Origin of the sequence: Pantoea ananatis PA13, assembly GCF_000233595.1 — a bacterium.
GTDB lineage: Bacteria > Pseudomonadota > Gammaproteobacteria > Enterobacterales > Enterobacteriaceae > Pantoea > Pantoea ananatis.
The window spans coordinates 1,114,362-1,137,125 of the sequence record NC_017554.1; the positions used below are offsets into that span (position 1 = coordinate 1,114,362).

Consider the following 22,764-nt stretch of genomic DNA (forward strand, 5'->3'; position numbering starts at 1 on the left):
GATTATCTGTCAACCCTGGTGTGAAATATTCATGGCTTGAAATCACGCCTTATCGCGATAATTTCCAGTCATCACAAGGGATGCGGGGAGATGAATTTTTTATGATTTATTTTGAAAAACGACAGTAATTAGACCGTGCAGCGCTGAGATATTGGCAGAATGACGAGCGGAAGGGAGGGAATGAATAAGAAATAATGACGCTGATTTAAGGGAAATAACAGCTTATTAATCAGCGCCAGTAATCATGACCGCCTGTGACCTGTTATGACGGCACAGACAACCTTAGAAACTCCAGTCTTCGTCTTCCGTTTCGACCGCTTTGCCCATCACGTATGAGGAGCCCGAACCCGAAAAGAAGTCGTGATTTTCATCCGCGTTTGGAGATAACGCCGACAGAATTGCCGGGTTAACCTGAGTTAATTCTGCCGGGAACAGCGCTTCATAGCCAAGATTCATCAAGGCCTTGTTGGCGTTGTAGTGCAGGAAGGTTTTCACTTCTTCCGCCCAGCCGACATCGCCATAGAGCGCTTCTGTATAAACAACCTCGTTTTCATACAGCGCCAGCAGCAGATCGATGGCGAACTGCTGCAATGCTTCGCGGCGGCCTTCATCAACCTGCTCAAGGGCTTTTTGGTACTTGTAGCCAATATAGTAGCCGTGAACGGCCTCATCGCGGATGATGAGCCGAATCAGATCGGCGGTATTGGTCAGTTTGCCACGGCTTGACCAGTACATCGGCAGCCAGAATCCTGAATAGAACAGGAACGACTCCAGAAAGACGCTGGCGATTTTTTTCTTTAACGGATCGTCAGCGCGGTAATGAGTAAGAATGATCTCGGCTTTATTTTGCAGCGCCTGATTCTCTTCGCTCCACTGATAAGCGGCATCCACATCGCTGGTATGACACAACGTCGAAAAAATCGAGCTGTATGAGCGGGCATGTACCGCCTCCATAAAGCTGATATTCGACAAGACGGCCTCCTCATGCGGCGTCAGCGCATCGGGCATTAAGCCCGGTGCACCCAGCACGTTCTGGATAGTGTCCAGCAGCGTCAGGCCGGTGAATACGCGGATGGTCAACTGCTGATGCTGTTTATCCAGCGTCTGCCAGGCCGGCAGATCGTTGGACAAGGGGACTTTTTCCGGCAACCAGAAGTTGCTGGTCAGACGGTTCCAGACTTCAAGATCTTTCTCATCCTGAATACGGTTCCAGTTAATGGCTTGAATTTGTCTGAGTTGCATAATGGGTTCTCACAGTGCGCAGGAGACGCAGCCCTGAATTTCAGTGCCTTGCAGGGCCATCTGGCGCAGTCGAATGTAGTAAAGCGTTTTAATCCCTTTCTTCCAGGCGTAAATCTGCGCTTTATTAATGTCGCGCGTGGTCACGTCATCCCGGAAAAACAGGGTTAATGACAGGCCCTGATCCACATGTCGGGTCGCCTCTGCGTAGGTATCAATAATGGCTTCCGGCCCAATCTGGTAAGCGTCCTGATAGAGTTCCAGATTGTCGTTGGTCATGAAGGGGGCCGGATAGTAAACGCGACCGGTTTTGCCCTCTTTGCGGATCTCTATTCGCGACACAATCGGATGAATACTGGACGTGGCGTGGTTGATATAGGAGATCGATCCGGTAGGCGGTATCGCCTGCAGGTTTTGATTATACAGCCCCGAGGCCATCACCGATTCACGCAGTGCCAGCCAGTCGTTGTGACAGGGCAAGCTGATGCCCGCATCGGCAAACAGGGCGGCGATGCGGGCGGTTCGCGGCTGCCAGTCGCTTTGCAGATATTTGTCAAAATACGCGCCGGTGGCATAGGTTGAGGCGCTAAAACCGTCGAAAGTCTGCTGGCGCTCTTTTGCCAGCTGATTCGAGGCACGCAGTGCATAATAAGTCACGCAGTAGAAATAGAGATTGGTGAAATCCAGCGCCTCGGGTGATCCGTAAGCAATGCCTTCACGGGCCAGGTAACCATGCAGGTTCATCTGACCCAGACCGATAGCATGCGAGCGGCGATTGCCTTCCGCAACGGAGGGAACCGAGCCAATGTCACTCATATCTGACACCGCAGTCAGCGCCCGAATTGCCGTTTCTACCGTGTGGGCCAGATCGCCAGAATCCATCGCATGGGCAATATTCAGCGATCCAAGGTTACAGGAGATATCTTTGCCCATGCGGCGGTAGCTGAGATCCTCGTTGAATTCGCTGGCGCTGTTCACCTGCAAAATCTCTGAGCAGAGGTTGCTCATATTGATGCGACCGGCAATCGGGTTACCCCGGTTTACGCTGTCCTCATACATGATGTAGGGATAGCCTGATTCAAACTGGATTTCCGCCAGCGTCTGAAAGAAATCGCGCGGCTGAATATAGGTTTTACGGATTCTGTCGTCCGCCAGCATCTCCGCGTATTTCTCGCTGATGCTAATATCGCCAAACGCCTGACCGTAGATTCTTTCAACATCGTAGGGCGAGAACAGCGCCATCGGCTGATTCTCTTTGGCAAGCTGGAAGGTGATATCCGGAATGACCACGCCCAGCGACAGCGTTTTAATGCGGATTTTTTCATCGGCGTTTTCGCGCTTGGTATCCAGGAAGCGCAAAATATCCGGATGGTGAGCATTCAGCCAGACTGCGCCGGCTCCCTGACGCGCGCCGAGCTGGTTAGCATAAGAAAACGCATCCTCCAGCATTTTCATCACCGGAATAACGCCGGAAGACTGGTTTTCAATGCGCTTGATCGGCGCGCCGGACTCACGCAGGTTCGACAGCAGAAACGCCACGCCGCCGCCGCGTTTAGACAGCTGGAGCGCAGAGTTCACGGCCCGGCCAATCGACTCCATGTTGTCTTCAATGCGCAGCAGGAAGCAGGAAACCAGTTCGCCGCGCTGTTGCTTGCCGCTGTTCAGAAACGTCGGCGTGGCGGGCTGAAAACGCCCACTCAGGATGGCTTCCAGCACCGAGCGCGCCAGGGTTTCATCGCCCTGTGCCAGCGTCAGCGCCACCATACAGGCACGCTGCTCGAAGGTTTCCAGGTAACGCTTGCCATCAAAACTTTTCAGGGTGTAGCTGGTGTAGTACTTCCACGCACCCAAAAAGGTCTTGAACGCAAAGCCCCATGCATCGGCTTCGTCGTGCAGCCCGCAGACAAAGTTAAAATCATACTGATTAAGTACGGAAGCTTCGTAGTAGCCTTCGGCGACCAGATAGCGCAGGCGCTCTGCGATGCTGGCAAAGTGCTGGGTGTTGGGCTGCACGTGCTGAATAACAAACTGACGTGCGGCCTGCTGATCCTTGTCAAACTGGATACGGCCGTCAGCGTCATACAGGTTCAGCATGGCGTTCAGCGCATGGTAATCCAGCGCTACGTCGTTGAGGGTATCTGTCGTTGCCAAAATTGGGTTACTCCCGCTTTCACATTGGCGATATCGTCGGGGGTTCCCATCAGTTCAAACCGATACAGGTAGGGAACCTGACATTTCTTAGCAATGATGTCGCCAGCCAGGCAGTAACCTTCGCCAAAATTACGGTTACCGGCGGCGATAACGCCGCGTAAGCCGTTGCGGTTGGCGTCATCATTGAGAAACTGAATAACCTGTCTGGGCACCGCACCGCGGTGGCTGCCGCCGCCATAGCTGGGCACGACCAGAATATAGGGCTGGTCAATGTGCAGCTGTTGCTTCGCGTCAATCGGTATGCGGCACGCGGGCAGGCCCAGACGGAGAATAAACCGATGGGTGTTTTCCGACTGGCTGGAAAAATAGACCAGTGGAAACATGCGGCTATCCGCCCATCGCCACGGACTGAGACAGGCCAGCTATCTTGTCAGGGCGGAACCCACTCCAGTGATCGTCACGCGTCATGACGACCGGTACCTGGCGGTAACCCAAGGCCTTGAGGTTATCGATGGCCTCCGGTTGCGTATCCAGGTTGATGAGGTGGTAGTCGATGCCCTGACGATCCAGTGCATTTTTCGTGGCATTACACTGGACACAGTTGTTTTTAGTGTAAATAATAATGCGCATGATTCGTATTCCTCTTTCATTGCGGTGCCGCTGCGGATAACGAAGTTTTTTTCCATGAATCAGGCTTCGTCCTTGCAAACATCTTGTGGTGTGACAATGAAATGAATACTAGATGTAGCGTTAATTGCGGTCAAGCGTACTATATATGGGGTTAATGGCCCCGGATGCGGCAAGCCAGTGGCGACGCGCCCTGCCACGCGAAAAAATATTTTGTAAAGCCAGTTGCGCAAAAAACAGGCATAAAAAAAGCCCCGCTCATTGAGCGAGGCTGATGATAACGGCAGGGCAGGGACTAGCGGCGGGACACTAACAGCGCGCCCAGCACAATCCCGACCGCAGCGCCGATGCCGACACCGTACCAGGGTTTATCATGCACATAGGCATCAACCTGATAGCCGGCATCGCGGGCGGCCTGCGAAACACGATTGCCGCCACCGTTTAATTTCGCACGGGTTTGCTTCAGCAGCGCTTCCGCCTGGCTGCGGGCTGAATTAACCTCATCCTTCGCTTCGCTGCCGTAAGATTTCAGCAACGCTTCAAGTGAATCAGCCAGCTCGTTCACATCCTGATTGATATCAATGTCATCGTTTTTTTGCGTTCGATTAAACATTTTTGGCTCCCTTGTCATTAACACGTAATACTCAGTGTAGACCACGTTTGACTTAACGAGGCGCGGGATGGCCCTTTAGGGAAAATTCCGAATGCCCGTGCAGCCACGCTGATGTAAGGTTGCGTGGCTTTTGAAGAGGAGAGGATCAAGCATGTATTTACGACCAGATGAGGTAGCGCGCGTACTGGAAAAAGTAGGCTTTGAAGTCGATGAGATTACACCACGCGCTTATGGCTACCGTCGTGGCGACAACTATGTTTATGTTAACCGCGAAGCGCGTATGGGGCGCACGGCGCTGATCATTCACCCAACGTTGAAAGAAAAAAGTCAGCCTTTTGCCGAACCGGCGTCAGAAATGAAAACCTGTGATCACTACACGCAGTTCCCTCTCTACCTGGCGGGTGATTCGCAGGAACATTATGGTATTCCACACGGTTTCAGTTCCCGCATGGCGCTTGAACGCTATATACAGAGCGTGTTCGGCTAGCGCATCCCGCCCCGTTAACGCGGGGCAACGATCCCTTCCCGTCGATGCCTGACCGTTTCGCCCGTTGCATTTCGGCGCCGTAATGCGTATAAATCTGCTGCATATAGATGTTTAGACGTCCATACGGATGGGATATATGAGCGAGCAGACGACTTCTTCGCAGGATCAATTTAAGCGAACCATGAAAGTTCGCCACCTGGTGATGCTATCGCTGGGCGGCGTCATCGGTACCGGCCTGTTTTTTAATACCGGCTACATTATTTCCACCACCGGGGCCGCAGGCACGCTGCTGGCTTATCTGATTGGTGCGCTGGTGGTATGGCTTGTGATGGCCTGCCTGGGTGAGCTGTCGGTCGCCATGCCTGAAACGGGGGCATTTCACGTCTATGCCGCTCGCTATCTGAGCCCGGCCACGGGCTATACCGTCGCCTGGCTGTACTGGCTGACCTGGACCGTCGCGTTGGGCTCCAGCCTGACGGCGGCAGGGTTCTGCATGCAGTACTGGTTTCCACACGTGCCGGTCTGGCTATGGTGCCTGGTCTTCTGCATCGCCATCTATCTGCTCAACGTGATTTCCACCCGTTTCTTTGCCGAAGGGGAATTCTGGTTTTCCATCATCAAAGTCATCACGATTGTCGCCTTTATCGTCCTGGGCGGCGCGGCCATGTTTGGCTTTATCCCGATGAAAGACGGCACACCCGCGCCGGGTTTGAGCAATATCACCGCACACGGCTGGCTACCTAATGGTGTATTACCGATTCTGATGACGATGGTCGCGGTGAACTTTGCCTTTTCCGGCACCGAGCTAATTGGCATTGCCGCAGGCGAAACCGAAAACCCGCAAAAAGTCGTGCCGCTGGCCATTCGCACTACCGTCGCGCGCCTGATCCTGTTCTTTGTCGGCACCGTTTTCGTGCTGGCCGCCTTAATTCCAATGGACCAGGCCGGCATCGTTAAAAGTCCCTTTGTGCTGGTATTTGAGAAGATCGGCATTCCCTGGGCGGCAGATATCATTAACTTTGTGATACTCACGGCCATCCTGTCTGCGGCGAACTCGGGTCTGTATGCCTCAGGCCGCATGCTGTGGTCGCTGGCCAATGAGAACACGCTGCCGCGCGCCTTCGCCCGGGTCAACAAACGCGGGGTACCTCTGCTGGCGATAACGGTCAGTATGATCGGCGGCCTGTTGGCGCTGTTCTCCAGCGTGGTCGCGCCGGATACCGTATTTGTGGCGCTGTCTGCTATCTCTGGCTTTGCCGTGGTGGCCGTGTGGTTGAGCATCTGCGCGTCGCACTACGTTTTTCGTCGTCGTCATGTGCAACAGGGTAAATCGCTGCAGGAACTGGTTTATCGCGCGCCGCTGTATCCGCTCACTCCCATCCTGGGCTTCCTGCTTTGCCTGCTGGCCTGTGTGGGGCTGGCTTTCGATCCCTCGCAGCGTATTGCCCTGTGGTGCGGAATTCCGTTTGTGCTGTTTTGCTATGGCGCTTACCATGTCACGCACAAAAAAACACAGGCTAAGGAGGCCAGGGATGTCGCATAATCCTGTTTCGCGCGCATTACAACAGTCTGCACCGCTAATTCTTGACGGCGCGCTGGCGACCGAGCTTGAGGCACGTGGTTGCGATCTGGCGGATGCGTTATGGTCCGCTAAAGTGCTGGTGGAGAACCCTGAGCTGATTTACCAGGTGCACTACGACTATTTTGCTGCCGGCGCGCGCTGCGCCATTACTGCCAGCTATCAGGCAACGCCGCAGGGCTTTGCGGCGCGGGGCCTCAACGAAACGCAGTCTCTGGCGCTGATCGCGCAAAGCGTCGAACTGGCTAAACGTGCCCGCGCAGATTATCTGGCGACGCAGGCCGAAGCAAAGATCCTGCTGGTGGCGGGATCGGTCGGACCTTACGGCGCGTTTCTGGCCGATGGATCGGAATACCGGGGGGATTACGCGCTGCCAGAGGCTGAAATGATGGCGTTCCATCGCCCACGGATCAACGCATTACTGACGGCGGGCGTGGATGTACTGGCCTGCGAAACGCTGCCCTCCTTTGCAGAAGCCCAGGCGCTGGTTGCCCTGTTAGGCGAATTCCCTGACAGCCGCGCCTGGTTCTCGTTCACGCTGCGTGATGCCGAACACATCAGCGACGGTACGCCGCTGCGTGAGGTGGCGGCTTACCTCAATGCGCAACCGCAGGTGGTGGCATTAGGAATCAACTGTATTGCGCTGGAAAGCGTTACGCCGGCCCTGCAGCAGCTCCAGCGCCTGACGGACAAACCGCTGGTGGTCTATCCCAACTCGGGCGAGCAGTACGACGCCAGCAGCAAAACCTGGCACTCTGCGCCCTCTGGCTGCACCTTGCATGACAAGTTTAGCGAGTGGCAGCAGGCCGGTGCCCGGCTCATTGGCGGCTGCTGCCGCACCTCCCCCAAAGACATCGCGGCTATTGCCCGGCATTGTCAACCGCAATAAAGCGGCAGAATCGGGCGATGATAGCCCGATTGAGACAGATGAAAAGGTGGGAAGGGCGGTTTACACTGTGCTTCCTGACTTTTATCGGATCCTTCCATGAAACAGCACATTCTGGCGCTTGCCGCCGCGATGCTTCTGAGCGGCTGCGCCACCATTGTTGGCACTGAAACTCAATCGGTTCTGATCGATTCACAGCCGCCGGGCGCGCGTTTTACCGTGCAGGATGAAAACGGCCGCCCGGTTGCGGAAGGATACACGCCGAAAACCGTCATCCTGGAGAAATCCAACCACCGCTACTTTGGCAAAAAACACTATCTGCTGATGCTGGAAAGTCCGGGCTATGTGCCAGTAACGGTGCCAATTGAGGCCCGCGCCAACCTCTGGTATCTGCTGGGAAATATTCCCCTGCTGGGTTTACCCGGTTGGTTACTGGTGGATCCGTTCTATGGCGGCATGTACAACCTCGAGCCAGAGCATCCCAACCCTTACATGAATCCGGTCGGCGCGCGCGGCTGATTACTGGGCAGTGGGTTTGACCATGCTGCCCTGGGTTTTATGCCGTTCCAGATACTGATGCTGGAAAATGCACATACGGATCGTATTGCGGTACTCGCCATTGATAAAGAATTCGTGTTTTAGCACGCCTTCGATCTCAAAACCGAGTTTGCTGTAGATATGGATCGCTTTCTCATTTTCCTGATCGACAATCAGGTACAGCTTGTACAGGTTGAGGACTGAGAAACCGTAATCCATCGCCAGGCGGGCGGCCTGGGTTGCCAGGCCTTTGCCCTGATGGGTCGGATCGATGATGATCTGAAACTCAGCACGCCGATGGACATGGTTAATTTCGACCAGTTCCACCATTCCCGCTTTTTGCCCCTCATGTTCCACCACGAAACGTCGCTCGGTCTGATCGTGAATGTGTTTGTCGTAGAGATCGGACAGCTCAACAAAAGCCTCATACGGCTCTTCGAACCAGTAGCGCATGACGCTGGCATTGTTATCAAGCTGGTGCACAAAGTGCAGATCTTCTCTTTCCAGCGGGCGGAGTCTGATGGTCATTATCTTTCCTTACTTAGGCTGGAGCGGCAATGTGCTCAACGATCCGCCCCTGCGCCATGCGTACGGCACGGTCACACATATGGTCAATCACGTCAGGATCATGACTCACCAGAACCATGGTCAGGCCATCCTGACGCTTGAGATCGTTAAGCAGATTGAGGATTTCAGCCTGTATTGACATATCCAGTGCTGATGTCGGCTCATCCAGCAGCAGTATTTTGGGCTGCAGCAACAGAGCGCGAACAATCGCCACGCGCTGACGCTGGCCGCCGGACAGCTGATGAGGATAACGATCGGCTAACGACGGGTCCAGCCCGACATGGCGAAATCTGTCATCAATACGATCGTCAATGTTATCCTGCTTAAGCAGCCTGAGCGGCTCAGCCAGCGTGCGGCGCAAACGGTGGCGCGGATGCAGGGAAGCATATGGGTCTTGAAACACCATTTGCACGTCCTGGCGCAGCGCACCGGTAAAGGTTTTGCCTGGCTGCACCGGATGCCCGGCCAGCTGCATCTCGCCCTGCCAGTGGGGATTCAGTCCAGCCATAACCCACAGCAGCGACGATTTACCACAGCCGGACGGGCCGACCAGGCCAAAGCACTCACTGGCGTTCACCTGAAGATTCACGTCGTGCACCACCGTGCGGAGATCGTAACCCTGCTTGTGTGACACACTGAGGTTATTCAAATTAATCATTGTGGTTGGCCTCCAGCGCCGCGCGGTCCAGAACCGGCAGCGGTTGTCCATGTGTTGCTTTACTGGGACGGCATGACCACAGCGTACGGGTGTAGGGATGCGTGGCCTGAGGCAGATCGGCGGCCGGCAGCGTATCCAGCACCCGGCCTTTGTACATCACCATAACCCGCTCGCAGTGTTCCGAAACCTGTTGCAGGTCGTGGCTAATCAGCAACAGGCCCATGTTGCGTGACTCAACCAGTTGGCGGATCAGCGACAGCACCTGATCGCGCATGGCGTGATCCAGCGCGGAGGTCGGCTCATCCGCAATCAAAAAAGCCGGATCGGTAATCAGGGCGATCGCCAGCATCACGCGCTGGCCCATGCCGCCCGAAAGCTGATGCGGATAGAACTGCATCAGGGCTTGCGGATCGGGCAGGCCCACCGCGTCCAGCATATCGCAGACTTTTTCTTTACGTTCCGCCCGACTCAGGCGGCGATGCAGAATCAGCGGTTCTTCAACCTGCCAGCCGATTGTCCGCGCCGGGTTCAGCGCATACTTGGGATCCTGCATCACCATGGCCACGCGATCGCCACGAAGCTTACTCCAGCTGCGTTCGTTCAGGGTCAGGGCATTTTCACCGGCGACCTGGAGCTGGGTAGCCTGCAGATGCAGTGACGGCGACAGCAGTCCCATCAGGGTTCGTGCAGTAAGGGATTTGCCGGAGCCGGATTCGCCGACCAGCGCCACGCGCTCACGCCCGATAGAAAAGCTAATGTTATCGACCAGCGTCGCGTCGTCGCTGCGGATGCTGAGCGACTCTACCAGAATGTTATTTTGCATGTCGGGTATCCAGTCGGTCACGCAGGCCATCGCCTGTCAGGTTAAAGGCCAGGCTGGCAAACAGAATGGCCGCGCCGGGTGCAGCAGCGACCCACCACTGGTCAAATATGACCTTACTGCCTTCTGCCACCATTGAACCCCACTCGGCGGTCGGCGGTTGCACGCCCATGCCAAGGAAGCCCAGTCCGGCGGCCGCCAGAATAATCCCACCCAGGCTGAGTGCGGCGCGCACCACCGCGGTGGGCAGGCACAGCGGCAGAATATGGCCGAACATCAGGCGAAAACCGGTAATCCCCTGCATTCGGGCCGCCGCCAGATAGTCGCTGCGGCGCAGCGCCAGGGTTTCGGCTCGTGCCTGGCGGGCAAACGGAGGCCAACTGGTCAGCGCCAGAGCCAGCGCGCCGTTCATCAGTCCCGGTCCCATCATTGCGACCAGCGCCAGCGCAATCACCAGGTTAGGCAGCGACAGAAAAATATCCGTAATGCGCATTAATACGCGCTCGGTCCAGCCGCCCGCGTAACCCGCGGTGATCCCCACCAACAGGCCAACCGGAATGGTCAGAACCAGGATCAGCGAGACCAGCAGCAGCGTAGGGCGCGCGCCATAAATCACCCGGGAGAGTAAATCGCGACCAAATCCATCGGTGCCGAACCAGTGTGCAGCCGAAGGCGGCAGCAACCGGCTGGCGATGGTTTGCAGATTCGGATCGTAAGGGGCAATAAGCGGGGCCAGCACTGCCATCAGAATCACAATCGTCACCAGCGTCAATCCAATGGTTAACGAGGTGATGCGGCGACGGCGGCGACGGGGTCGCACCGTTTCAAGTTCAGTGAGTTGTTGCGTCATCGTGTTCTCGGGTCGGTTAACCAGGTGAGGGCATCCGCCAGCGCGTTAATCAGGATAAAGCAGCCGCCGATCAGTAAGGTGGCACCTAAAATCGCCGGCACATCGCCAGAGAAAAGCGCATTGGTCATGTAGCGCCCCACGCCGGGCCAGGCAAATACGGTTTCCGTCAGGACCGAGCCTTCCAGCAAGGTCGCGTAAGAGAGCGCAATCACGGTAATCAGGGTGCCGAGCACGTTAGGGAAAATATGGCGCAACAGAATGCGCCCCCGTCCCGCGCCTTTGGCTCGTGCCAGCACCACATACTCTTTGCTGCTCTCTTCCAGCAGCGCCGCGCGCAGCAGGCGGGTGATGCCTGCCATCGCCAGCAGGCCCAGGATCACCACCGGTAACCATAAGTGCGCCACCGCATTCCAGAATATTTCCCGGTCACCCGACAGCCAGCTGTCAATCAGCACGAAGCCGGTTTTCGGCTCCAGCGTATAGGCCCAGATATCATCCAGCCGCCCCGGTCCGGCAGACCAGTGCAGAACCGCATAAAACAGCAACAGGCCCAGCAGGCCCAGCCAGAAAACCGGCACAGAGTAGCCCAGCAGGGAGATAAAGCGGGCGACGTTATCAATCCAGCTGCCGGGTTTCCACGCGGCAATCAGTGCCAGTGAAACGCCAAAGATGACGGCAAAAATCATCGCGCAGGTCGCCAGCTCGATAGTGGCCGGAAACGTCTGAAGCAGGTCGCTGCTCACCGGCTGGTTGGTCAGGCGGGATACGCCGAGATCGCCGCGCAGCAGGTGTTCAATGTAGTGCCAGAACTGCATCAGTACCGGCTGATCTAATCCCAGATCGTGACGCACCTGCGCATAGGTCGCTTCGCTGGCATGATCGCCAGCGATTTGCTGTACCGGATCGATAGGGGACAGATGCGACAGCATAAAGGTGAACGCCAGCAAACCCAGCAGGGTGATCGCCAGCGACAGCAAGCCTGATGAAAGGCGGCCAACGCGCCGCCAGACATGCCGGGCGGGCCCGGCAGAAGAGGCAGACTGTGCCATTACTTCGTTACCTGCGAGTAGTAAACCATGTCCGGGTTGATGCCCTGAACATAGCCCTTGAGGTTATCGCGCAGGGCGATGAGGTTTTTCGCCTGCAGGCCAATCACATAAGGCGAGCTTTTCAGCACTTCACGCTGCATGGCCTGATACAGCTCAACGCGTTTTTTCGGATCGCTTTCAGCCGTTGCCGCCAGCACCTGTTTGTTCAGCTCCGGAATGTGCCAGTCGGAACGGTAAGCAATCGTCTTGCTGCCATCTTCCGGGTTATAGGCAAATGACGCGGCGTTGGTGTTCGGATCAAAGTAGTCTGCGCCCCAGGCGTTGATCGTGCCTTCGTAATTATGCGCTTTGACGCGGGTCGAGACTTCAGAACTCAGTCCCGGTAACACTTCCACTTTCACGCCGCCCTTGGCAAAGCTGCCCTGCAGGGCCTGAGCGATATCCAGGTAGGGAGGCTGATTGCTGGTAGACAGGGTGAAGCTGACGTTAGTCAGGCCGGCCTTTTTCAGAATCGTTTTGGCTTTTTCAGGATCGTAACTGTAGGGGTTGTCGTTTAATGCACCCAGAAAACCTTTCGGCAGAAACGTCTGGTGCACATCGAACTGGCCTTTCAGCAGCTGTCCGGCAATGCCCTTGTAGTCAAACAGGTAGCGCGCGGCTTCCCAGAAGGCCGGATTTTTTAAGGCGGCGTTGTTTTTGTTGCCGATGTTGAACTGAATGTAATACAGCGAGGCCATCGGAATGGCTTCGGTTTTCACACCGCTTTTGCCCTGCAGCGAGGCGATCTGATCGGCCCCCAGGTTACGGGCGATGTCTGCATCACCTTGCTCAAGCAGCAGACGGCGGGCCGCGGGTTCCGGCACGTTCTTGATCAGAATATTTTTGATCTTTGGCGCCCCGGCTGGAGAGGTCGGATTGGCGGTCAGGATCACGGCCTGGTGAATCACGACCTTGCGAATCTGATACGGGCCGCTACCGGCGGAGTGCGTAGCCAGCCAGCCGTTCCCCAAATCGCCTTTTTCGGCGTGCGCGCTAACGGTTTTTTCATCGACGATGGAGGACACTGGTGCTGACAGCAGGCTCAGCACATAGGCCGGGCTGACGTCGGCCGTCCAACTGATTTGCACATGGTCGTCATCGACCTTTTTCAGGAAGCTATCCACATTATCTTTATTCCAGCCGAGCTGGGTAAGAATAAAGGAGGGATCCAGATTCAGTTTCACGACGCGACCCAGCGAGAAGATCACATCTTCCGGACGCAGTGGATTGCCGCTGGAGAATTTAGCGTCTTTACGCAGCGCAAATGTCAGGCTGCGATTGTCACTGCCTGGCTGCCAGGACGTTGCCAGCGTGGGTTTTAAATCAATTGGGTTCTGCGGGTCGGACTGGACCAGCCGCTGATAAATATTGGTGAACGCCTGTACGCTGGTGAGTTCAAATCCCTTCGCCGGATCGAAGCTGTCGGCATCATCGGTCGACTGCACCACGACTAACGTATCTTTTGGTGTGGCAGCATTGACGCTAAAGGCGGTGGCCAGTGACAAGGCCAGTAGTGATGGAATTATTTTTTTCATGGAAAATCCTTGCCTGAGAAAGTAACGCGAGTGTACGAAAGGGCTCATGCAAAGAATAGTCCATTATCGGCTAATGATATGCAAAAAAGTTATAACAAATGCAGCCCGGTTATAAGACGCAAACAAAATGGCTGTGCGAAACAGAAACGGTTAATAAACGAGATGGCGATTGAACGGTTATTTTCCTTTACCCGAAGGACCCGGCGTTTATACTACGTGAAAATATTTGCAGGAGTCATACATTGGACAGTCACCCTAAACGCGATTTAACTCCGGCAAGCTAACTGCATTTCGCTGCTTGCCACACGGCGGGCAGCAATCCCTTCTTTAGATCACGATTGCTCTCCTTGAAATTAACGCTGTAGTTACCGCGAGAGCACGCTATGTTGATGTATATTCTGGCACTTTTTCCTCCGCCTCGACAGGCGTAGCTGCGGGCTGCGCACCCTTTCACTTTCAGCTTTCTTTTGCTTTGCGTTTATTTCGCAAGGCCCGATATCTGTCGGCCTGATATTACGGCCGCAGGGTGGGGAAAATAACTTTTTCCAAGAGACGGGCTGATTCAATAAACCGGTAATCACCGGAAAACCAGGCATGCATTATTTGGCATGCAGGATATCTGTTGCTTTAAATCAGGGAGATGTCGACATGAGCGACATGAAACTCGAACAAGCCGCGATGGCTTACCATGCGCATCGTGCAGCAAAAAAATCAAACACCCCTTATGCCATTGAACGTGAAGCACGTTATCGCACCGATGTGACGCTGACGAATCTGCACAGCAGCTTTGAGGGGCTGACCCATGCGGAAGCCAGCGCACGGCTCAATGACTATGGTCGTAATGAAGTCATGCATGAGAAGGCGCCCTCTGCGTTTATCCAGCTGATTACGGCATTCAATAATCCGTTTATTTATGTGCTGATGGTTCTGGCACTGGTGAGCTTTATAACGGATTACTGGCTGCCGTTGCGGGCTGGTCAGGAAACCGATCTCTCGGGCGTGACGATTATTCTTACCATGGTGACGCTGAGCGGGCTGCTGCGTTTCTGGCAGGAGTTTCGCACCAATCGTGCCGCTCAGGCGCTGAAATCTCTGGTGCGCACTCAGGTGACCGTGCTGCGTCGGGAAGAGGGCTGTGCAATCTCCCGGCGCTACGATATCGATATGCGCGAACTGGTGCCGGGGGATGTCATTTTACTGAGCGCGGGCGATCTGGTGCCTGCCGATGTGCGCCTGCTGACCTCACGCGATCTGTTCATCAGTCAGGCGATCCTGACCGGGGAATCCCTGCCGGTAGAAAAAAACGATCTCAGCGCAGGCGTGGAGATTGAAGAGCAACCCGGTCGCAGCGTGCTTGAGCTGAAAAACAGCTGCCTGATGGGGACCAATGTTGCCAGCGGCACGGCCAGAGCATTAGTGGTCGCCACCGGCAGCGAGACCTGGTTTGGTTCGCTAGCGGCCTCTCTGTCCGGCCGCCGTCCACAGACATCGTTTGACCGCGGCGTGAACAGCGTTTCCAGACTCCTCATCCGTTTTATGTTGGTGATGGTGCCGATTGTCTTACTGCTAAATGGCTTTACCAAGGGCGACTGGATGGATGCCATGCTGTTCGCGCTGGCCGTTGCGGTGGGCCTGACACCGGAAATGCTGCCCATGATTGTCAGCGCCAATCTGGCAAAAGGCGCCATTGCGATGTCGCGCCGCAAAGTGATTGTTAAACGCCTGAACGCCATTCAGAACCTCGGAGCAATGGATGTGCTCTGTACTGATAAAACCGGCACGCTGACACAGGACAATATTTTGCTGTCGGCGCATCTCAACGCTAACGATGAAGAGGATGCCCGCGTCCTGCTGCTGGCATGGCTTAACAGCAGCAGCCAGAGCGGTGCGAAAAATTTAATGGATCGCGCCGTGCTGAAGTTTGGTGAGCAAACGCTGTCTAAAGCGCAGTGCAGCCAGTTTCAGAAAGTGGATGAGCTTCCTTTCGACTTCGTTCGTCGTCGTGTCTCGGTCATCGTGGAGGATTTGCAAAGCCACCGCCCGTTGCTCATCTGCAAAGGCGCTGTAGAAGAAATGCTGGCGGCGGCGACCACGCTACGTCAGGGCGATACCACTCTTCCACTGTGCGAGCAAAAGCGCGCAGAGCTGCTCGCGCTGACACGGCATTATAACCAGCAGGGTTTTCGTGTGTTGCTGGTGGCCACGCGTGAGCACGGGATATCGGTGCCGCTCAGCCGTGAAGATGAGTGCGAATTAACGATTGAAGGCCTGCTGACATTCCTTGATCCGCCTAAAGAGAGCGCGGGTAAGGCGATACAGGCACTGAAAGACAGCGGAATTCGCGTAAAAGTGCTGACCGGCGATAATCCCCTTGTGACGATGCGCGTCTGTCAGGAAATCGGGCTGGCTTCAGAAGCCATGCTGACCGGTAATGAAATCGAGGCCATGAGTGACGACGAGCTGCGCCGGGACGTCGAGCGCTGCATGATCTTCACCAAACTTACGCCTCAACAGAAGTCACGCGTGCTTAAACTGCTGCAACAGAATGGACATACCGTTGGCTTTCTTGGCGATGGCATTAATGATGCACCCGCGCTGCGCGAGGCGGATGTCGGCATTTCGGTCGACAGCGCGACGGATATCGCCAAAGAGTCGTCCGACATTATTTTGCTGGAAAAAGACTTAGCGGTACTGGGCGAAGGCGTACTGAAAGGGCGTGAGACCTTTGGCAATATCATCAAGTACCTGAACATGACGGCCAGTTCGAATTTCGGCAACGTGTTTTCCGTGCTGATAGCGAGTGCGTTTATTCCTTTTCTGCCCATGCTCTCTGTACAGCTACTGATTCAGAACCTGATGTATGACGTCTCTCAGTTGGCGTTGCCCTGGGATAAAATGGATCGCGAGTTTCTGCGCAAACCGCGTAAATGGGATGCGGGTAACATCAAACGTTTTATGCTGTGGATGGGGCCAACCTCTTCCATTTTCGATGTCACAACCTTTGCGCTGATGTGGTATGTGTTTGGCGCCAATCACGCCGGTGCGCAGTCGCTGTTCCAGTCCGGCTGGTTTGTTGAAGGTTTGCTGTCCCAGACGCTGGTGGTGCACATGTTACGGACGCAGAAAATCCCCTTTGTTCAGAGCTGTGCCCGGTTACCAGTGCTGCTGACCACGCTGGGTATTTCCGCCGCCGGTATTCTGCTGCCGTTCTCGTCGCTTGGCGCAATGGTCGGGTTAGTGCCCCTGCCATGGCACTATTTCCCCTGGCTGGTGCTGACGCTATTCAGCTACTGCCTGGTCGCGCAGGGAATGAAAATGTTTTATATCAAACGTTTCGGCCGCTGGTATTAATCCGCCTGCAGGAATAAACCGATAACGTCATAAACGACAGGTGGATGCCGAAACCGCGTTGGCAACGCATCCACCTGCCCGCCTTACTCTCCCCGCATTGCTGCCGATCGCACACTTTGTTTTGGATCAATCCGTCGAAAGTGATGCCATAAATGTAAGCAAGCTATTGGTCATTCCCTCTCTCCCGCCAGATTTCTCTGATACAATTTGCACATTATTCACCGCGTCAGCGTCGGGGGATCTTGAGGTGAGCCGGTATGGGGCAGGCCGCGTTCACTGCCGCGGGTGCAGGTTGTTAACCACCTGAACCTGCGATCGCCTCGACGAGGGCCAGGTCCTGCCGAAGCGGATTCCGCATTCACCGTTTGTGTGCCTTCGCGAGCCATTGCGCTTTTGTCCCATGCCGATAAGGGTTTATTGCCACGCATGTGTTGCTTATTGATTAAACACGCAGTTTGTTGCCGGAGAACGGGATGCAACAAACGGAGTACGTGATTGACGATTTGGTGCGGTTTATACCGGCTCAGGGCCTGCTATGCCTGGTGGATTCCAGCGAGACCAGCGTGCCGCTATCGCCTGCCTGCAACCATTTACTGGAAATGTTCCTGAAAAGCGCCGGCGTCGTGCTGGCCCGCGAGCAGATCCTGGATAACTTCTGGCAAGAGACGGGCGCAACGCCTTCTTCCAACAGCCTCAATGCCTACGTTTCCGCCATTCGACGCGGGCTGTCTTCACTGGGCATAGAGCAGGAGGCGATTACCACGGTGTACAAGGTGGGCTTCGTTTTCAATCCCGCCATTCGCATCCAAAAATTGGCCCTCCAGCCCCCAAATCCCGGGGGCGAACCGGCGTCCACTTCCACTTCCACATCCGTTACGCGACGCAGCCCGCGCGCCTACTGGCTGTCTGGCGGTTTTATCTTGCTGTTACTCGGCGTGCTTCTTCTTCCGCTGCTTCTGAAAGAGAAAAGCATCACGCCCGTCAGCGTCGCCCGGCTTGACGGCTGTGACGTCTTTTATCTTCCCGTTCACCCCGGTGAATCGACCTTTCCTGCTGAACGCGTGTGGCACAAGCTGATTGCAGACAGCGGAATGGCGTGTCAGAAGGGCGGTCGGTATATGTTTTATGTGGACAGAAATGTCACGGCAGGCCACAGCGGCAACGTCTATGTCTCCTACTGCGTGAGAACGAAAGACGAAAAAATAGCGTGCTCAAATTATACCGAGCTGGGATGGAGGCCAGATAATGATAAACCCTAAACGACGCCTCGCCTTATTGCTGTGCCTCATCATTGCCCTGGCGGGCGTGGTCATTTATGCCAGCTATTATTACGTGCGATCGCACAGTGACATGTTTGAATTTACCTGCGCGGCTAATTTAAAGCAGCGCGATGCCGCCACTGACTTTCATCTGGACGCCAGTTTTGTGCTGACGCTGCGTTATTCTGGCGACGCAATGGTCTCCGTTGATGGCATCGTACATAAAAATGGCAAGGATTACGTATTAAGGCGTAATGCCGAATTCCACTATTCACCTTATATTCAGTCTCTGTATAAACTCAATCATTTCACCCTTCATCCGGGTCTGCGGGATAATGTTCCTGACAGCGTATTGAATACCAACTTCTCCTATCTTTATATCAGCAAAATAACCGGTATGAACGATGCCGTACTTATCGGTAGCCGTGTATTGCCACTGATTGTCTGTCACACCCGCTAACGGATTGACCGGACGGGCACGAGCTTGCCTGCTGCTCGCCTGTCCTCATTCTTCTTGCCTCACCGCTGCCTTTGTCTGGTTTATTATTTTGTGTTTATTTATAAATTCAGAATATTAAATCTAAAAATAAGCGTGGATAAGTGTTTGTGGTTGCCTGAGGGCGGTAATTGTTAAATTGCATCGTCGGTTAAGATTGCGGTCGGTTGTGGCAGAGAGCCGTCGCCGATACGCGCTTATACAAGCGTTTGATTTCGAAAATGAAGTCGGATTTTTACCTTACGGGGAGCCAGCGATGAAAAATTTAGCTTATAAAATTCAGTGTGAGGCGAAATGGAATCAGCTTCAGGAAACGGAAAAAAAACCAAAAATGAAAGATGTGATGATGTGCCTGATAAAGCGCCAGGCGGAAGGAATCATGACTCGTGATGTCGCGGATGAATGCGATATGTCTATTTATGCTGCGCGAAACTGGTTATTGAAACTGGAAAACAGTGGTTTATTAAAAAAAGAACCCGGGCGTAAATCCTGCAAGTGGTTCATCCTCTGAGTTTTAATTATCTTATTTCTGTCGTGATAACAGGCCCAGCCCTGAACGCTACGCTTTTTTTAAGGGACAACACATTATCAGCATGGCAACGGCGTGCATGAAAGGAAAAAGCGCCAGCTTAGTATGGCCTGGGGAAAGGGGAGCAGCGCAGCAGCAAGCTGGCTGCCCATGATGAGATTTCGGCCAGCACGGCAAAAACGCCCTCGTCTCAAGCGCGCCGTAGCACGCGACAAGTCTGGCAGCCCGACAAGCAGCCCGTCCTTGCACAGAAAGCGGCCTGAAGGGGCACGACCGAATAAAAGCTGAGAGTAAACACAAACCGGCAGGCAGAACAGGCGATCACAAACGGCTGGCCGGGCGCAGCGGAAACGGTGACATCGCGTTAAACATTTAACGCAGCACTGAATCAGGCATAGTAATGAATATGCTTCTTGCCATGGACGGGCGACGTCTCGATTTTCGTCCTGACCTTGAACACGTCCCACAGAAGCGACTCTGTGAGTATCTCATCAGGCGTTCCCTGCGCAATCAGTTCGCCCTCCAGCATCACAATCAGCCGGTCACAAAACAGCGCCGCATGATTCAGATCGTGAATGGCGACAATGCTGGTGACCGGAAGCTCGCTAATGAGTTTCATCAGCTGGATCTGATGGTGAATATCCAGGTGGTTAGTGGGCTCATCAAGCAGAATTTCATTGGGCGCCTGGGCTAATGCTCTGGCGATGTGTACGCGCTGGCGTTCACCGCCGGACAGGCTCTGCCAGCCCTGATCGCAGCGTGAGCACATATCCACTCGCGTCAGCGCGGCTTCCACTATCTCATCATCGTGATGTGTCCAGCTGGAAAAAGGGGAGTGATGCGGAATCCTTCCAAGCTTTACGACATCACGTACGGTCATATTGGCGCTGGTTAACGCATGTTGCTCAACAAAAGCCACACGGCGGGCAAGCTGCTTTCTGGCAATCAGGGACAGATCCTTGCCATCCAGCATCACTTTGCCCGTGTGTTGCTTACGCAGACCGGCCAGCAGGCGCAGCAGCGACGATTTACCGGATCCGTTGGGCCCCAGTAAGCCTACGGTTTCGCCCGACGAGACCGCCAGGGACACATCGTTAACGATGACTTTTTTTCCTACCCGCCAGGTAAGGTTTTCCGCGCTGATGCTCATTATTGCGTCCTGGAGCGATAAATAATAATTGCAAAGAAAGGCACGCCAACCAGCGCGGTCACGACGCCAACCGGCAGGCTCTGCGGCGCAATCAACATACGTGAAGCAATATCCGCCAGGACCATCAGAATCGCGCCGGCGATGGCACAGGCAATCAGTAAGCGGCTGTGTAGCGGGCCGAAAAAGAAGCGCATCACGTGGGGAACGACCAGGCCGACAAAACCGATCGAGCCAGCCATACTGACAATCGTGGCGGTCATCAGGGCGGTTGCCGTGAACAGCACCAGACGCACCACGCCGACCGGAATCCCCAGCGAGGCGGCGGCGTCGTCACCAAAGGTAAATGCGTCCAGCGCGCGGGAATAGTACAGGCAGACCGCTAAACCGATGACCACTATCACCAAAACCAGCTGAAACTCAGGCCAGCGCACGCCGCTAAAGCTACCCAACAACCAGAACATCACGTCACGCGCCTGTTGGGCATTGGCTGAAGTACTGATGGTATAGGCGGTAATCGCATTGAAAAGCTGCGACGCTGCCACGCCCGCCAGAATGGTACGCTCTGTGCCACCGCGTGCGCCATTGGTGAGTAGTGCAACAAAGGCAAAGGCGGCAAAGGCGCCGGTAAAGGCGCCCAGCGACAGGGAAATCGCACCGGCCCCGACGCCCGAGACCACGATCAATACCGCACCCGTCGATGCGCCGGCAGAAACGCCCAGTACGTAAGGTTCGGCAAGGGCATTTTTCAACAGGCTTTGCAGTACAGCACCGCAAATGGCCAGACCGGCACCGCTCAGCGCCGCAACCAGCGCACGGCTTAAACGAAAGTCCCAGATAACGCTTTCGTGAATACGGTTCACGGGCACATCCGTCATACCCAGTTTATTGGTCACGGTGTACACCACGGATTTCAACGGTATCGATAATTCGCCTACGCTGACGCCGAGCGCGATAACCATAAACAGCACGACGATGGCGATGATTGCGACAGCAATAAAACCCATGCCACGTCGTGCCTGAACAACCCCTTCACGCATTAATTCAGGCCCATCTTACGTAACTGTTCGCCAACCTGTTCTGCCCCGTAAAGGGTACGAATCGTCGGGTTCATTGCCTGACCGTCCATCACCACGATATGGCCTTTCTTCACCGCATCCAGCTGGCTGACCGCCGGATCGCTTTTCAGAAACTTAATCTTTTCTTCGGCGTTATCCAGTTTCCAGCGATTACGGTCAAGGCTGGTCACAACGATCACATCCGGATTGGTGGCAATAATGCTTTCCCAGCTCACGGTGGGCCATTCAGTTTCAGTGGTGATCGCATTATGGCCGCCTAACACATTGGCAATAAAACCGGATGCGCCGTTCTTACCGCCGACGTAAGCGTCGGCAGAGGGCGAGGAGCTGGAGAACCAAAACAGGAATGAGAGATCTTTCTTACCTTTCGGGAAGGCTTTTCTCAGGGCGCTTTCGCGTGCTTTAAAGTCGTTGATCACCTGCTGGCCGCGATCTTCTACGTTAAAGATTTTGGCAAAATCGGCGATCTCTTGATAAACGTAGGACATATTCCACAGCGTGGCACGGCTACCGTAGATATCGCCGGTGTTCTGTTTTGTGGCACACATGCCCGGAGACAGATAGGTGTTGATGCCCACTGACTCAAAGTCTTCACGTTTGGCGACCTTGCTGTTCGGCCCCATCAGCAGCTGGATCTGTGCCGCAACAAAATCGGGGTTCTTCGCCAGAATGGATTCCAGCGTTGGGATCTCGACGGTCAGTACCGGCACTTTGGCATTTTGTTCCGCTAACTGCGGTAAGACTTTGGTCGGCCAGAATGCGCTGGCCACCATTTTGTCCTGCAGTCCCAGCAGCAGCAGAATTTCAGCGGTATTCTGCCCAAGCGCCACCACGCGTTCAGGTGCCTTGGTGAATGTTTCTTTCTGACCACAGTTTTCAATCGTCAGAGGATAGGTGGTTGCCCAGGCGGAACTCGTTGTCAGGAAAATAAAACTTAACAGGCTAAGCATTTTTTTCATTAGTATCTGTCCATTAATAAATGAGACTGCGTGCTTTTAACATTCTGGCGCGGCGGATTTTATCAGACCTAAAATGTAAATAGAAATCATTATTATATGAGTTGGCTTTTAGCTGAAATATATAAAAATTACTTGAGTGAAAGAAATCAACGTGCCAGCCTGGTCATTATTAAAATAAATAACACTGAGCTAAAACAGATGAGTAAACCCTTCATTACAATTAGAGGAGTAATAGTTAATGTAATGATAGATGAAATAATATTAACCATGAGAAGAGGGTGAAGTACGGCAATGCGCGGTTTAGCGT

General features: G+C 54.5%; 22 protein-coding genes. 8 read left to right on the forward strand and 14 right to left on the reverse strand.

The window, feature by feature from the left end; all coding sequences use genetic code 11:
• Nucleotides 1-282: 282 nt before the first annotated feature.
• From nrdF to PAGR_RS05410, 5 genes are all read right to left on the reverse strand, one after another.
• Entirely contained in the window at nt 283-1,242 is a 960-nt protein-coding gene (gene nrdF / locus PAGR_RS05390; RefSeq protein WP_014605198.1) for a class 1b ribonucleoside-diphosphate reductase subunit beta, read from the reverse strand.
• Nucleotides 1,243-1,251: 9 nt separating this feature from the next.
• The gene (gene nrdE / locus PAGR_RS05395) at nt 1,252-3,390 is read right to left on the reverse strand and encodes a class 1b ribonucleoside-diphosphate reductase subunit alpha (protein WP_014605199.1); all 2,139 of its coding nucleotides are present in this window, start codon (nt 3,388-3,390) and stop codon (nt 1,252-1,254) included.
• Nucleotides 3,360-3,773, reverse strand: coding sequence for a class Ib ribonucleoside-diphosphate reductase assembly flavoprotein NrdI (nrdI, locus tag PAGR_RS05400; RefSeq protein ID WP_013026862.1), 414 nt, complete (start codon nt 3,771-3,773; stop codon nt 3,360-3,362). The genes nrdE and nrdI overlap by 31 nt, the downstream gene beginning before the upstream one ends.
• Before the next feature lie 4 nt (nt 3,774-3,777).
• Nucleotides 3,778-4,020, reverse strand: a complete 243-nt coding sequence (locus PAGR_RS05405; RefSeq protein ID WP_014605200.1) for a redoxin NrdH — start codon at nt 4,018-4,020, stop codon at nt 3,778-3,780.
• Nucleotides 4,021-4,312: 292 nt separating this feature from the next.
• On the reverse strand, nt 4,313-4,630 hold the full coding sequence (locus PAGR_RS05410) for a DUF883 family protein (protein WP_014605201.1): 318 nt from the start codon (nt 4,628-4,630) through the stop codon (nt 4,313-4,315).
• 151 nt (nt 4,631-4,781) lie between these two features.
• Here PAGR_RS05410 and PAGR_RS05415 point away from each other — a divergent pair, with 151 nt between their 5' ends.
• The 4 genes from PAGR_RS05415 (at nt 4,782) to PAGR_RS05430 (ending at nt 8,101) form a co-directional block, all read left to right on the forward strand.
• Nucleotides 4,782-5,117 carry a DUF2002 family protein gene (locus PAGR_RS05415; protein ID WP_014605202.1) on the forward strand — a complete coding sequence of 112 codons (336 nt, stop codon included), beginning with the start codon at nt 4,782-4,784 and terminating at the stop codon, nt 5,115-5,117.
• Between the two features lie 136 nt (nt 5,118-5,253).
• Nucleotides 5,254-6,660, forward strand: coding sequence for an S-methylmethionine permease (gene mmuP, locus PAGR_RS05420; RefSeq protein WP_014605203.1), 1,407 nt, complete (start codon nt 5,254-5,256; stop codon nt 6,658-6,660).
• Nucleotides 6,650-7,585 carry a homocysteine S-methyltransferase gene (gene mmuM, locus PAGR_RS05425; protein WP_014605204.1) on the forward strand — a complete coding sequence of 312 codons (936 nt, stop codon included), beginning with the start codon at nt 6,650-6,652 and terminating at the stop codon, nt 7,583-7,585. Before mmuP ends, mmuM begins: the two co-directional genes overlap by 11 nt.
• A 96-nt stretch (nt 7,586-7,681) precedes the next feature.
• Complete coding sequence (locus PAGR_RS05430; RefSeq protein ID WP_014605205.1) at nt 7,682-8,101, forward strand: hypothetical protein; 420 nt, start codon at nt 7,682-7,684, stop codon at nt 8,099-8,101.
• Here PAGR_RS05430 and speG read toward each other — a convergent pair whose 3' ends face one another.
• Genes speG through PAGR_RS05460 form a run of 6 tightly spaced genes read right to left on the reverse strand, consistent with a single transcriptional unit; the run spans nt 8,102 to nt 13,637 of the window.
• Nucleotides 8,102-8,647 (reverse strand): spermidine N1-acetyltransferase, encoded by a 546-nt coding sequence (gene speG / locus PAGR_RS05435; RefSeq protein ID WP_013026855.1) that lies wholly within the window; start codon nt 8,645-8,647, stop codon nt 8,102-8,104.
• A 13-nt stretch (nt 8,648-8,660) separates the two neighbouring features.
• A complete protein-coding gene (locus PAGR_RS05440; protein ID WP_014605206.1) occupies nt 8,661-9,344 on the reverse strand; it encodes an ABC transporter ATP-binding protein in 684 nt (227 codons plus the stop codon).
• Nucleotides 9,337-10,167: an ABC transporter ATP-binding protein gene (locus PAGR_RS05445; RefSeq protein ID WP_014605207.1), complete on the reverse strand. Its 831-nt coding sequence runs from the start codon at nt 10,165-10,167 to the stop codon at nt 9,337-9,339. Before PAGR_RS05445 ends, PAGR_RS05440 begins: the two co-directional genes overlap by 8 nt.
• Nucleotides 10,157-11,014: an ABC transporter permease gene (locus tag PAGR_RS05450; RefSeq protein WP_013026852.1), complete on the reverse strand. Its 858-nt coding sequence runs from the start codon at nt 11,012-11,014 to the stop codon at nt 10,157-10,159. The genes PAGR_RS05445 and PAGR_RS05450 overlap by 11 nt, the downstream gene beginning before the upstream one ends.
• Nucleotides 11,011-12,063, reverse strand: coding sequence for an ABC transporter permease (locus PAGR_RS05455; protein WP_013026851.1), 1,053 nt, complete (start codon nt 12,061-12,063; stop codon nt 11,011-11,013). The genes PAGR_RS05450 and PAGR_RS05455 overlap by 4 nt, the downstream gene beginning before the upstream one ends.
• The gene (locus tag PAGR_RS05460; protein WP_014605208.1) at nt 12,063-13,637 is read right to left on the reverse strand and encodes an ABC transporter substrate-binding protein; all 1,575 of its coding nucleotides are present in this window, start codon (nt 13,635-13,637) and stop codon (nt 12,063-12,065) included. The genes PAGR_RS05455 and PAGR_RS05460 overlap by 1 nt, the downstream gene beginning before the upstream one ends.
• Before the next feature lie 648 nt (nt 13,638-14,285).
• On the opposite strand from PAGR_RS05460, the gene mgtA reads away from it, so the two are divergent.
• From mgtA to PAGR_RS05480, 4 genes are all read left to right on the forward strand, one after another.
• Nucleotides 14,286-16,988 carry a magnesium-translocating P-type ATPase gene (gene mgtA / locus PAGR_RS05465; RefSeq protein WP_014605209.1) on the forward strand — a complete coding sequence of 901 codons (2,703 nt, stop codon included), beginning with the start codon at nt 14,286-14,288 and terminating at the stop codon, nt 16,986-16,988.
• 473 nt (nt 16,989-17,461) lie between these two features.
• Nucleotides 17,462-18,247 carry a winged helix-turn-helix domain-containing protein gene (locus tag PAGR_RS05470; protein ID WP_014605210.1) on the forward strand — a complete coding sequence of 262 codons (786 nt, stop codon included), beginning with the start codon at nt 17,462-17,464 and terminating at the stop codon, nt 18,245-18,247.
• On the forward strand, nt 18,234-18,707 hold the full coding sequence (locus PAGR_RS05475) for a hypothetical protein (protein WP_014605211.1): 474 nt from the start codon (nt 18,234-18,236) through the stop codon (nt 18,705-18,707). Before PAGR_RS05470 ends, PAGR_RS05475 begins: the two co-directional genes overlap by 14 nt.
• 292 nt (nt 18,708-18,999) lie before the next feature.
• Nucleotides 19,000-19,254, forward strand: coding sequence for a FaeA/PapI family transcriptional regulator (locus PAGR_RS05480; RefSeq protein ID WP_019106315.1), 255 nt, complete (start codon nt 19,000-19,002; stop codon nt 19,252-19,254).
• A 406-nt stretch (nt 19,255-19,660) separates the two neighbouring features.
• Here the strand turns inward: PAGR_RS05480 and eitC are convergent, their stop codons facing one another.
• Genes eitC through eitA form a run of 3 tightly spaced genes read right to left on the reverse strand, consistent with a single transcriptional unit; the run spans nt 19,661 to nt 22,457 of the window.
• Nucleotides 19,661-20,422, reverse strand: coding sequence for a siderophore ABC transporter ATP-binding protein EitC (gene eitC, locus PAGR_RS05485; RefSeq protein WP_014605212.1), 762 nt, complete (start codon nt 20,420-20,422; stop codon nt 19,661-19,663).
• Nucleotides 20,422-21,459, reverse strand: a complete 1,038-nt coding sequence (locus PAGR_RS05490) for a FecCD family ABC transporter permease (RefSeq protein ID WP_013026844.1) — start codon at nt 21,457-21,459, stop codon at nt 20,422-20,424. Before PAGR_RS05490 ends, eitC begins: the two co-directional genes overlap by 1 nt.
• Nucleotides 21,459-22,457, reverse strand: a complete 999-nt coding sequence (eitA, locus tag PAGR_RS05495) for a siderophore ABC transporter substrate-binding protein EitA (protein WP_013026843.1) — start codon at nt 22,455-22,457, stop codon at nt 21,459-21,461. The genes PAGR_RS05490 and eitA overlap by 1 nt, the downstream gene beginning before the upstream one ends.
• Nucleotides 22,458-22,764: the final 307 nt, after the last annotated feature.